Source organism: Salipiger sp. (assembly GCF_059781815.1).
Window position 1 is genome coordinate 11205 of sequence record NZ_JBYNAH010000066.1, and the last position, 11351, is coordinate 22555.

Annotated in this window: 15 protein-coding genes and 1 pseudogene; 15 read left to right on the forward strand and 1 reads right to left on the reverse strand. The window is 67.5% G+C overall.

The window, feature by feature from the left end; genetic code table 11:
• From AC6RA4_RS09880 to AC6RA4_RS09910, 7 genes and pseudogenes are all read left to right on the forward strand, one after another.
• Window positions 1-89, forward strand: a pseudogene (locus AC6RA4_RS09880) (succinate dehydrogenase, cytochrome b556 subunit); the annotation flags it as partial.
• A gap of 14 nt (window positions 90-103) precedes the next feature.
• A complete protein-coding gene (locus AC6RA4_RS09885) occupies window positions 104-475 on the forward strand; it encodes a succinate dehydrogenase, hydrophobic membrane anchor protein (protein WP_500159844.1) in 372 nt (123 codons plus the stop codon).
• Between the two features lie 17 nt (window positions 476-492).
• Entirely contained in the window at window positions 493-2298 is a 1806-nt protein-coding gene (gene sdhA / locus AC6RA4_RS09890; protein ID WP_500159846.1) for a succinate dehydrogenase flavoprotein subunit, read from the forward strand.
• A 77-nt stretch (window positions 2299-2375) separates the two neighbouring features.
• Window positions 2376-2729: a hypothetical protein gene (locus AC6RA4_RS09895; RefSeq protein WP_500159848.1), complete on the forward strand. Its 354-nt coding sequence runs from the start codon at window positions 2376-2378 to the stop codon at window positions 2727-2729.
• Window positions 2717-3076, forward strand: coding sequence for a hypothetical protein (locus AC6RA4_RS09900; protein WP_500159850.1), 360 nt, complete (start codon window positions 2717-2719; stop codon window positions 3074-3076). The genes AC6RA4_RS09895 and AC6RA4_RS09900 overlap by 13 nt, the downstream gene beginning before the upstream one ends.
• Window positions 3077-3086: 10 nt before the next feature.
• Entirely contained in the window at window positions 3087-3410 is a 324-nt protein-coding gene (locus AC6RA4_RS09905) for a hypothetical protein (RefSeq protein WP_500159852.1), read from the forward strand.
• Between the two features lie 136 nt (window positions 3411-3546).
• Entirely contained in the window at window positions 3547-4326 is a 780-nt protein-coding gene (locus AC6RA4_RS09910) for a succinate dehydrogenase iron-sulfur subunit (protein WP_500159854.1), read from the forward strand.
• A 69-nt stretch (window positions 4327-4395) separates the two neighbouring features.
• On the opposite strand, the gene AC6RA4_RS09915 is transcribed toward AC6RA4_RS09910, so the two are convergent.
• Complete coding sequence (locus AC6RA4_RS09915) at window positions 4396-5172, reverse strand: transglutaminase-like domain-containing protein (protein WP_500159856.1); 777 nt, start codon at window positions 5170-5172, stop codon at window positions 4396-4398.
• 267 nt (window positions 5173-5439) lie between these two features.
• Here AC6RA4_RS09915 and AC6RA4_RS09920 point away from each other — a divergent pair, with 267 nt between their 5' ends.
• From AC6RA4_RS09920 to AC6RA4_RS09955, 8 genes are all read left to right on the forward strand, one after another.
• The gene (locus AC6RA4_RS09920) at window positions 5440-5598 is read left to right on the forward strand and encodes a hypothetical protein (RefSeq protein WP_500159858.1); all 159 of its coding nucleotides are present in this window, start codon (window positions 5440-5442) and stop codon (window positions 5596-5598) included.
• 70 nt (window positions 5599-5668) lie between these two features.
• Window positions 5669-5866, forward strand: a complete 198-nt coding sequence (locus tag AC6RA4_RS09925; RefSeq protein WP_500159860.1) for a hypothetical protein — start codon at window positions 5669-5671, stop codon at window positions 5864-5866.
• Between the two features lie 198 nt (window positions 5867-6064).
• Entirely contained in the window at window positions 6065-7201 is a 1137-nt protein-coding gene (locus AC6RA4_RS09930) for an ABC transporter substrate-binding protein (protein WP_500159862.1), read from the forward strand.
• Window positions 7202-7250: 49 nt separating this feature from the next.
• Window positions 7251-8171, forward strand: a complete 921-nt coding sequence (locus AC6RA4_RS09935) for a branched-chain amino acid ABC transporter permease (protein ID WP_500159864.1) — start codon at window positions 7251-7253, stop codon at window positions 8169-8171.
• Complete coding sequence (locus tag AC6RA4_RS09940) at window positions 8168-9148, forward strand: branched-chain amino acid ABC transporter permease (protein WP_500159867.1); 981 nt, start codon at window positions 8168-8170, stop codon at window positions 9146-9148. The genes AC6RA4_RS09935 and AC6RA4_RS09940 overlap by 4 nt, the downstream gene beginning before the upstream one ends.
• On the forward strand, window positions 9141-9890 hold the full coding sequence (locus AC6RA4_RS09945) for an ABC transporter ATP-binding protein (RefSeq protein WP_500159869.1): 750 nt from the start codon (window positions 9141-9143) through the stop codon (window positions 9888-9890). The genes AC6RA4_RS09940 and AC6RA4_RS09945 overlap by 8 nt, the downstream gene beginning before the upstream one ends.
• Complete coding sequence (locus AC6RA4_RS09950; protein ID WP_500159871.1) at window positions 9887-10573, forward strand: ABC transporter ATP-binding protein; 687 nt, start codon at window positions 9887-9889, stop codon at window positions 10571-10573. Before AC6RA4_RS09945 ends, AC6RA4_RS09950 begins: the two co-directional genes overlap by 4 nt.
• Window positions 10574-10646: 73 nt before the next feature.
• The coding region (locus AC6RA4_RS09955) for an urea carboxylase-associated family protein (protein WP_500159873.1) at window positions 10647-11351 on the forward strand (705 nt) is incomplete at its 3' end.

Here is an 11351-nt window from a genome sequence, read left to right on the forward strand (position 1 = left end):
ACATCGAAACCGCCGAAAAGCTCGGCTGGGCCTGCGTTTACGGATCGGTCGTCCTGACCATCCTCACCGTCATCATCTACTGGATCTGAGGGAGGCACGACCGATGCGTTACCTGACCGACCGCAAGCGCGCCGTTGGCAAGGGCTCGGCCCATCACGGCGCCGACCACCACTGGTTCATGATCGTGAGCTCCGTCGCGCTGGCCTTCATGCTGCCGACATGGCTCATCGTCTTCGGCCGCGCGCTGGGCTCCGGCTATGACGCCGCGCTGGCCACCATGTCGCGCCCGTTCCCGGCCATCCTCACCGCGCTGGTGCTGATCGTGGGGATGATCCACTTTCACAAGGGCGCCCGCGTGATGATCGAGGATTACACCGGCGGCACCACCCGCAAGCTGCTGATCATGGCCTTTGTCGGCTTCGCCTACGTGATGATGGCCTGCGGCATCTTCGCCCTCGTCAAGATCGCGCTCTGAGACAGGAAGACCAGAAAATGGCTGCATACGAATACGAGACGCATAATTATGACGTCGTGGTCGTCGGGGCCGGCGGCGCCGGCCTGCGCGCCACGCTCGGATGTGCCGAAGCGGGCCTGCGCACGGCCTGCGTGACCAAGGTCTTCCCGACCCGCTCCCACACCGTCGCCGCACAGGGCGGCATCGCCGCGTCGCTGTCCAACATGGGCCCCGACAACTGGCAATGGCACATGTACGACACCGTCAAGGGCTCGGACTGGCTCGGCGACACCGACGCGATGGAATACCTCGCGCGCTCGGCGCCCGCCGCGGTCTACGAACTCGAGCATTACGGCGTGCCGTTCTCGCGCACCGAGGAAGGCAAGATCTACCAGCGCCCCTTCGGCGGCCACACCACCGAGTTCGGTGAAGGCCCGCCGGTGCAGCGCACCTGTGCCGCCGCCGACCGGACCGGCCACGCCATCCTGCACACGCTCTACGGCCAGTCGCTGAAGAACAACGCCGAGTTCTACATCGAGTATTTCGCCATCGACCTCATCATGAGCGACGACGGCGTCTGCCAGGGCGTGGTCTGCTGGAAGCTCGACGACGGCACCTTCCACGTGTTCAACGCCAAGATGGTCGTGCTCGCCACCGGCGGCTATGGCCGGGCCTATTTCTCGGCCACCTCGGCCCACACCTGCACCGGCGACGGCGGCGGCATGGTGGCCCGTGCGGGCCTGGCGCTGCAGGACATGGAGTTCGTGCAGTTCCACCCGACCGGCATCTACGGCTCGGGCTGCCTGATCACCGAGGGTGCCCGCGGTGAAGGCGGCTACCTGACCAACTCGGAAGGCGAGCGCTTCATGGAGCGCTATGCCCCCACCTACAAGGACCTCGCGCCGCGCGACTACGTCTCGCGCTCGATGACCATGGAGATCCGCGAAGGCCGCGGTGTGGGCGAGCATGGCGACCACATCCACCTGAACCTCTCGCACCTGCCGGCCGAGGCGCTGGCCGAGCGCCTGCCGGGGATCTCGGAATCGGCGAAGATCTTCGCCGGCGTCGACGTCACCAAGGAGCCGATCCCGGTTCTGCCGACGGTGCACTACAACATGGGCGGCATCCCGACCAACTACTGGGGCGAGGTGCTGAACCCGACCGCCGAGGATCCCAACGCCGTGGTGCCGGGCCTGATGGCCGTGGGCGAGGCGGGCTGTGCCTCGGTGCACGGTGCCAACCGTCTCGGCTCCAACTCGCTGATCGACCTCGTGGTCTTCGGCCGCGCCGCCGCGATCCGCGCCGGCGAGGTGGTCGACCGCGCCGCGCCGATCCACGCGCTGAACCAGCCGTCGGTGGACAAGGCCTTCGATCGCTTTGACGGGCTGCGCTACGCCGAGGGCGCCACGCCGACCGCCGAGCTGCGCCTCGAGATGCAGCGCACCATGCAGGCCGACGCGGCGGTGTTCCGTACCGATAAGACCCTCAAGGAGGGCGTCGAGAAGATGACCGCGATCGCCGGCAAGATGGGCGACCTCAAGGTCTCGGACCGCTCGCTGGTGTGGAACTCGGATCTCATGGAGACCCTCGAGCTGACCAACCTGATGCCCAACGCGCTCGCCACCATCGTGGGCGCCGAGGCGCGCAAGGAAAGCCGCGGGGCCCACGCCCACGAGGATTACCCCGAGCGCGACGACGAGAACTGGCGCATCCACACGATCAGCCGCGTCGACGACACCCAGGTGACTCTGAGCCACCGCCCGGTCATCGTCGATCCGCTGACCACCGAGGACAGCGGCGGCATCAGCCTCGCCAAGATCGCGCCGAAAGCCCGCACCTTCTGATGCGAGCGGCCTGCGCCCTCCTGCTGCTGCCGCTCGCTTCGTGCGGGCCCCAGACGGCCGATCCTGTGACGAAATGCATGTTCCAGGTGAAGCCCGAAGGGTCCTACGAATACGGCAGCGGCGCCTACCCGGTGGTGACGCCGGGGCAGGGAGGAACGCAGGCCGGCGCCGACGCGGTCAACGCCTGCATCATGGCGCGGCGCGACGGGGCGCCGGCCCCCACGACACCGGCACCGCAGAGCACCGCTGCGCTGCCGCAATCCACGACCGAGCGCTACGCCGAGAACGGCACCACCGTGCGCAGCTACACCTACGGCACGCCGCCCGCGTCGAAGACGCCGGTCACGGTGAGCCGCAGCGCGTATGAAAGCGCCGGCTGCCCGGTGGGGGTGAGCGGCATGTACCGGGGGACGCTGCTATGCCGCGACTGAGCGCTGCGTTCGTGACCGGCCTGCTGCTGGCGGGGTGCGCTGCCGAGGACATCCCGCGCAATCTTGGGCCGGTGCAGGTTCTGCCGCCTGCGGCGCTGACCTTGAACGAGCAGGTGGCGGCCAATGCGGTCGCGCCGATCCTCGCGCGCAAGGCGCCCTCCGTGCCGACCGACACCGCCGTCGCCTGCACGCTGACCTATGCCAGCCGCGGCCAGATCGACGCGCTGGCGCAGAACTCCGCGCTCGGCCAGACCGAGCTCAACGACGATATTGTGACCGACATTCTCTTCACCCGGGGCACCCGCGAATGCATGAGTGAGAACCTCATCGACCGCGTGCTGTTCTAGGAGACCCGACTTGCGCAAGACCCTGATCCTCACCCTTCTGCTCGCCGCCTGCTCTGCCCAGAGCCAGGACGCGATCGCCCGCAACGCGGCGCGCTCGACGGTGACCAAGATCGTGGTGGATCGCTTCCCCGGTGCGCCGGTCGAGCCGGTGCTCGACTGCATCATCGACAACGCCAACGCGACGCAGATCTACGCGCTCGCCGCCGATACGGTGACCGGCCCGACCGAAAGCTCGATCCGCATCGTCGCCGAGGTGGTGCAGCAGCCCGAGACCATCAGCTGCCTGAGCTCGACGGGGCTCGCGGCGGCGCTGTCGCAGACGGGGGCGGGATGATGCGGATCGTCGCCCACAAAAGAATGTTCCCTGCGGCGCGTTTCGCGCCGACCCGAAATTTTGTATGGTCCGGTAAGTCGTCCGGGCCGGACCTTGCCAACCCATAGACTCACCGAAAGGAAAGCAGAGGCTCGCCATGGTTCAGTTCACGCTTCCGAAGAACTCCCGCATCCGTACCGGCAAGACCTGGCCGAAACCGGATGGCGCGACCAACGTGCGCGCGTTCAAGATCTATCGCTGGGATCCCGACACCGGTGAGAACCCCCGGGTCGACACCTACTATCTCGACATGGACAAGTGCGGCCCGATGGTTCTGGACGCGCTCATCAAGATCAAGAACGAGGTCGACCCGACGCTGACCTTCCGCCGCTCCTGCCGCGAAGGCATCTGTGGCTCCTGCGCGATGAACATCGACGGCATCAACACGCTGGCCTGCATCTACGGTCTCGACGAGATCAGCGGCGACGTGAAGGTCTACCCGCTGCCGCACATGCCGGTGGTCAAGGACCTGATCCCGGACCTCACCCACTTCTACGCCCAGCACGCCTCGATCATGCCGTGGCTCGAGACCAAGACCAACCGCCCCGAGAAGGAGTGGAAGCAGTCCATCGAGGACCGCAAGAAGCTCGACGGTCTGTATGAGTGCGTGATGTGCGCGTCCTGCTCGACTTCCTGCCCGAGCTACTGGTGGAACTCCGACCGCTACCTCGGACCGGCGGCGCTGCTGCACGCCTACCGCTGGATCATCGACAGCCGCGACGAGGCCACCGGCGAGCGTCTGGATGCGCTCGAGGACCCGTTCAAGCTTTATCGCTGCCACACCATCATGAACTGCACCAAGACCTGCCCGAAGGGTCTGAACCCGGCGAAATCCATCGCCGAGATCAAGAAGATGCTGCTGAACCGCGTCGTCTGATCGCAGCATGGTCGCATGACAGTAACGCCGTTCCCCTCGGGGAGCGGCGTTTTCCGTTACCGAGGGGCTTCAGGCGCGGGTGACGGAGACGCTTTGCGAGATCAGCGTCGCGGGGGCCTGGCTCTCCATGAAGGCGATGTCATAGGCATCGCGCCCCACGGCGATCAGCGCGAGGCTGTCGGCGCGGCACATGCCGGTGGGATCGACGAGGTGCCAGCCATCCTCGAGCCAGACCTGCGCCACGGCGTGGAAATCTTGCGGCGTGACGTCGGGCCCGTAGGCCGAGCCCGCCCGTGCAGGGATCTGCGCCGCCCGCACCATGGCGCAGAACAGGTGCACGTAGTCGCGGCAGACGCCCTGCCGCCCGGCGAAGGTCTCGAGCACGTTGGTGTCGGAATCCGAGCTGCCGGGCACATAGGAGAGCTCGGCCTCGATCCAGTCGCGGATCGCGGCGACCTTCTGCCCGCCGGGCAGGTGGCCGAAGCGCTTCTCGACGAAAGCCACGAACTTGTCCGACTGGCAGTAGCGCGAGGGTCGGATGAAGGGCGCGGCCTCGGCGGTCAGGCGATGCAGCGGCAACGCCGCAAGCCCGTCGAGCGACGGCGCGGCGCGGGTGATCTCGACCAGCGCCCGGTAGCCCAGGCGCATCTGCTCACCGGGGATCTGTGCCCAGATCCGCTCGCCCACGCCGCAATCGCCCTCGATGCGGGTGATCGTGGCATCGCCGAGATCGAGGCTCTCGCTGAGAATGGTCTGCCCCTCGGTCCGCGCCGCCTCGAGCACCAGTGCCACGGTGTTGGGCTCGGTGAAGGTGTAGTGCATCTCTACGTCGATCGACACGCGCATCGGAATCGTCCTTCTTGGCTCGGTCTGAGGGGAGGGCGCGGCGCCTTCATGGACCACGCTACAGCATCTCCGCGCTCCCTGTCCGGATTCGGAATGCGTTGCAACCGGAAGGCGGGGCGTGTGCGCGATCATCGTGCGGACCCAGCGGAAACATGCATCCAGTGCATTTCGCACTTGCAGCAAACGGGGGTGTGCTGCGCTGCAGCAAGGACTATCTAGGGCTTGTAAGGGGAGGAAAGACGGACACGACACCGAAAGGCCAACCCGATGCAAGACCAGACCCAACAGCAGATCGACGCCGCCGAGGCCCTCGCCATCCTCGAGCAGGCCTATGCCTATTACCAGCCGGAGCCGGTTCTGGTGCACGACGCCGACCGCGTCGTCGATGAAGAGCCCGGCACCTGCGCCTACTATCAGGCCGCCTGAGGGCTGGCCTGCCGGGAAGGCAGAGCTAGAATTCCCTCATGGTTTCTGAACTCCCCGAACGAGGCCCACGGTGATCTTCGCTGTTGGCCTCGTTGTTGCATTCATCATCCTGCTGGTCTTCAACATGAAGAACCGCGACCGCCGGCTGTGCCGCTGGCGCGAGTACCGGCAGGGTGAGACCAGCCAGTGGCGCTGCATTCACTGCGGCGCGACCACGGAAGGCACCCCAGGCGAGGCGCCGAAACTCTGTTTCCGCGACCGCGGCTGAGACGGGCCAGACGGCCTGCGCTGCCCGTCTATTCTCCAGATTTTTAGCTGTGATCCGATCCATCGCGCGATCCGGTGCCCGCTGCGGCGGCACCGGGCGCTCGCGCATGGACATCCCCGGTTTTTCCGTTAACCCTTGCCCGCAACGCCGGGCGCAAGACCCGGCAGGGGATAAGGGAAGAGAACAGGGAGTTCCGGAATGTCCATGAAAACGCTTCTCGCCGCGGCGAGCCTCGTGGCGATGGCCGCCAGCGCGCAGGCCGAGGTCAAGATCGGCATGATCACCACCCTCTCGGGCGGCGGCGCCAGCCTCGGCATCGACACCCGCGACGGCTTCATGCTGGCGATGGAGGCCGCGGGCCGCGACGATATCGAGGTGATCATCGAGGATGACCAGCGCAAGCCTGACGTGGCGGTGCAGCTGGCCGACAAGATGATCCAGTCCGAGAAGGTCGACATCCTGACCGGCATCGTCTGGTCGAACCTCGCCATGGCGGTGGTCCCGGCGGCGACGGCGCAGGGCAAGTTCTACCTCTCGACCAACGCGGCGCCGGCGATGCTGGCCGGGAAAGGCTGCCACCCCAATTACTTCTCGGTCTCCTACCAGAACGACAACCTGCACGAGGCCGCCGGCGCCTATGCCAAGTCGGAGGGCTATACCAAGCCCTTCATCATGGCGCCCAACTACCCGGCCGGTCAGGACAGCCTGAACGGCTTCAAGCGCTTCTACGGCGGTGAGCTGGCGGGCGAGGTCTATACCAAGCTCGGCCAGACCGATTACGCCGCCGAGATCGCCCAGATCCGCGCCTCGGGCGCCGACAGCATCTTCTTCTTCCTGCCCGGCGGCATGGGGATCTCGTTCCTCAAGCAATATGCCGACAGCGGCGTCGAGCTGCCGGTGATGGGCCCGGCCTTCTCCTTCGATCAGGCCATCCTGCAGGCGGTAGGCGAGGCTGCGATGGGCGTCAAGAACGGCTCCAACTGGTCCAAGGATCTCGACAACGCGGCCAACGCCGCCTTCGTTTCGGGCTTCGAGGAGAAATACGGCCGCCTGCCGTCGCTCTACGCCTCCTATGGCTACGACACCGCCAACCTGCTGCTCTCGGCCCTCGAGACCGCCGAGCCCTCGGATGCCGAGGCCTTCCGCGCGGCGCTGAAGGCGGCGGATTTCGACAGCGTGCGCGGCAAGTTCAGCTTCGATACCAACCAGCACCCGATCCAAGACATCTACATCCGCGAGGTCATCAAGGAGGGTGAGGTCTACACCAACAAGATCGTCGCCACCGCGCTTGAGGACCGCTCTTCGGCCTATGTCGACGAGTGCTCGATGAACTGATCCTGCGGGGGCCCGCGACTTCGGGCCCCCGACACGACGAAGGCCCCCGATGTCCCCGATCCTGCTTGCTGAACAGGTCCTGAACGGCCTGCAATCCGGCGTCATGCTGTTTCTCATGGCCGCCGGGCTGACGCTGATCTTCGGCGTCATGGGGCTGATCAACCTCGCGCATGGCTCGCTCTACATGATCGGCGCCTTTGCCGCCGCCGCGGTGGCGGGCGCCACCGGCTCCTTCGCGCTGGCGCTGGTGGCGGCGCTCGCCGCCGCCGCTGCTGCCGGGGCGCTGATCGAGCTGGTGGTGATCCGCAGGCTCTATGCCCGCGACCATCTCGATCAGGTGCTGGCCACCTTCGCGCTGATCCTGATCCTGTCGGAAGGCACGCGCTGGGTCTTCGGCTCCTTTCCGCTCTATCTCAACATGCCGCCTGCGCTCTCGGGCACCGTGAGCCTGCCCGGCGGCATCGTCTACCCGGTCTACCGGCTGGCGCTGATCGCCGTGGGCATCGCGGTGGCGCTGGGGCTGTGGTGGCTCAACGCCCGCACCCGTCTCGGCATCCGCATCCGCGCCGGCGAGAACGACCGCGAGATGATCGCGGCGCTCGGCGTCGATATCTCGAAGCTCTACACGCTGGTCTTTGCCATCGGCGCGGCGCTGGCAGGGCTGGCGGGGGCGCTGGTCGGCGCCATCCAGTCGGTGCAGGTCGGCATGGGCGAGCCGGTGCTGATCCTTGCCTTCGTGGTGATCGTGATCGGCGGCATCGGCTCGATCAAGGGCGCGCTGATCGGGTCGCTTCTGGTGGGGCTGACCGACACGCTGGGCGGGGTGCTGCTGCCCGAGCTCTTCAAGCTCTTCACCGATCCCGCCACCGCCGCCGCCACCGGCTCCGCCTTTGCCTCGATGGCGATCTACGTGCTGATGGCCGGCGTGCTGATCTGGCGGCCCACCGGCCTCTTCGGAGCACGGGCATGAGCCGCGAACGCCTGCTGAACGGCGCGCTGCTGCTGGCGCTGATCCTGATCCCGGCCTGGGCGCTCTATGCCGACGAGCCCTTCACCATCACGCTCGCCACCCGCGCAGTGATCTTTGCGCTGGCCGCGGTGGGGCTCAACATCGCGCTGGGGCTCGGCGGGCTGGTGAGCCTCGGGCACGCGGTGTTCTTCGGCATAGGCGGCTATGCCATGGGCATCCTCGCCAGCCACGCGCAGAGCTACACACCGCTGATCGAGTGGCCTTTCGTGATCGAGGGCACGAAATCGATGCCGGTGATCTGGCTGGTGGCGATCGTGGCCTCTTCGTGCGCTGCGCTGCTCATCGGCCTTCTGAGCCTGCGCACCTCGGGGGTCTATTTCATCATGATCACCCTGGCCTTCGGGCAGATGATGTATTTCTTCGCCATCTCCTGGCCCGCCTATGGCGGCGAGGACGGGCTGTCGATCTACGTGCGCAACGGCTTTCCGGGCCTCAACACGCTCGACCCGATCCAGTTCTACGGCCTCTGCCTCGCGCTCCTGTGCCTCGTGCTGGCCTTCAACGCGCGGCTCATGCGCTCGCCCTTCGGGCTGGCGCTCAACGCCGCGCGGCAGGTGCCCGAGCGGGTGCGCGCGGTAGGGCTCGACCCGCGGCGGCTGCAGCTCGTAGCGCTGGTGATTTCTGGCGCCATCACCGGGCTTGCGGGCGCGCTCTTCGCCGATCTCAACCGCTTTGTCTCGCCGACCATGCTGAGCTGGCAGATGTCGGGCGAGATCATGGTCTTCGTCATCATCGGCGGCGTGGCGCGGCTCTTCGGCCCTGTCGCGGGGGCGGGGATCTACGTGCTGCTCGAGCACCTGCTGGGCGGGGTCAGCGAGTACTGGCAGATCTTCCTCGGGTTGGTGCTGCTCATGGTGGTGCTGTTCGGCAAGGGCGGGGTCGTCGGCATGATCGCGGGGAGGCGGCGCGATGACTGAGCCGGTTCTGGCGACCCACGGCCTTTGCAAGGCCTTCGGCGCGCTGCAGGCGAGCGACGCCATCAGCCTCGACCTGCGCCCGGGCGAGATCCATGCGGTGATCGGCCCCAACGGCGCGGGCAAGTCGACCCTGATCGCGCAGATCTGCGGATCGCTGGCCCCCGATGCCGGGCGGGTCGAGTTCCTCGGGCGCGACGTGACGGCAGAGAGCACGCAGGCGCGGGCGGCGCGTGGGCTGGCGCGGACCTTCCAGACCTCGGCGCTGGCGATGGAGGACACGGTGCTGCAGAACGTGCTCTTGGGCGCGCTCGGGGCCTCCGGGCGGCCGTGGCGGGTCTTTTCCCGTGCGTCTCGCGATGCGGCGCTGCGCGACCGGGCCGAGGCGGCGCTGGAGGCTGTGGGCTTGTCCGATCTCGCCGAGCTGCGCACCGCCGAGCTGAGCCACGGCCAGCGCCGCCAGCTCGAGGTGGCCGTCGCGCTGACGCTGGAGCCGAAGGCCTTCGTCATGGACGAGCCGATGGCCGGACTGGGGCAGGAGGGCTCGAAGCGGCTCACCGGCTTTCTCGACGGGCTGCGGGCGCAGGCGCCGATCCTGCTGGTCGAGCATGACATGGACGCGGTGTTCGCGCTGGCCGACCGGATCAGCGTGCTGGTCTACGGGCGCGTCATCGCCACCGGCAGCGTCGAGGAGATCCGCCGCGACCCGCTCGTGCGCGACGCCTATCTGGGAGACGACGCATGAGCCTGCTGTCGCTGCACCGGGTCACCGCCTCCTACGGCGCGAGCCAGGCGCTCTTTGGCGTCGATCTCGAGATCGCCGAGGGCGAGGCGGTGGCGATGATGGGCCGCAACGGTATGGGCAAGACCACCACGGTACATTGCATCTGCCGGATGCTTCCCGCGCAAGGCACGCTGGTTTTGGACGGGCACGACCTGTCGCGGCTGCCAAGCCACCGCGCGGCGCGGCTGGGCATCGGGCTGGTGCCCGAGGGGCGGCGCTGCTTTCGCGATCTGAGCGTCACCGAGAACCTGATCGCCGCCGCGCGCCCCGGCCACTGGGATGCCGCCCGCGTCGAGGCGCTGTTCCCGCGTCTGGCCGAGCGCCGTGGCCAGCGCGCCGCCTCGCTTTCGGGCGGCGAGCAGCAGATGCTGGCCATCGGGCGCGCGCTGATGACCAACCCGCGGCTGCTGATCCTCGACGAGGCCACCGAGGGGCTGGCGCCCACCGTGCGGCAGGAGATCTGGCAGGCGGTGGCGGCGCTCAAGGCCGAGACCGGCATGGCGCTCCTGGTGATCGACAAATCGCTGAAGGAGCTGCGCTGGGCATGCGACCGCGCGGTGATCCTCGAGCGCGGGCGCAGCGTCTGGTCCGGCGGCATGGGAGAGCTGACCCCCGAGATCGGCGAGCGCCATCTCGGGCTCTGAGACCGGCGGCCCATTGCCTTCGCCTCGAAGGCTCACTAGCCATGCGGGCAACGTGACCCAAGGAGCGCCCGCCATGACCCAAGCCCCCGCCGATGCCGAGGCCCGCCGCGCCATTGCGCCGGTGATCTGCTATCCCAACGAGACCCTGCCCACGCCGCCGATGGCGCTTTATGCGCAGGCGCTCGAGGGCGCCGAGGTGATCGAGACGGTGCTGGCCGCGCCGCGCGACGCCTGCAGATTCCGGGTCGAGGCCGGGCAGTTCTTCCGCATCACCAGCGTCGAGGGACCGCAGGTGGGCGATCTCAACCTGTGGAATGCCGACGACCTCTCCGAGCGCTTCTACTCCGGCAAGACCCGCGCTCTGCACGGCACCCACCTGACCACCGGCGAGCGCATGTGGTCGGCTTTCCCGCATCTGCGCCCGATGGCCACCATCGTCGAGGACACGCTGGGCTGGTACGGCATCGACCCCTATGGCGGCTCGGTGCATGACGTGATCGGGACGCGCTGCGATCCCTATACCGGCAACCTGCTCTCGGGCTCGCAGTACCATTATTGCTGCCATTCCAACCTGACCCGCGCGCTGGCCGATGCCACCGGCATGAGCCTGGCCGAGGCCGAGCCGTATGTGCATGACGTGCTGAACGTGTTCATGTGCACCGGCTTCACCCGCGACACCGGGCAGTATTTCATGAAGGCGAGCCCGGTGCGCCCGGGCGATCACCTGACCTTCTTTGCCGAGATTGATCTGCTTGGGGCGCTCAGCGCATGTCCGGGA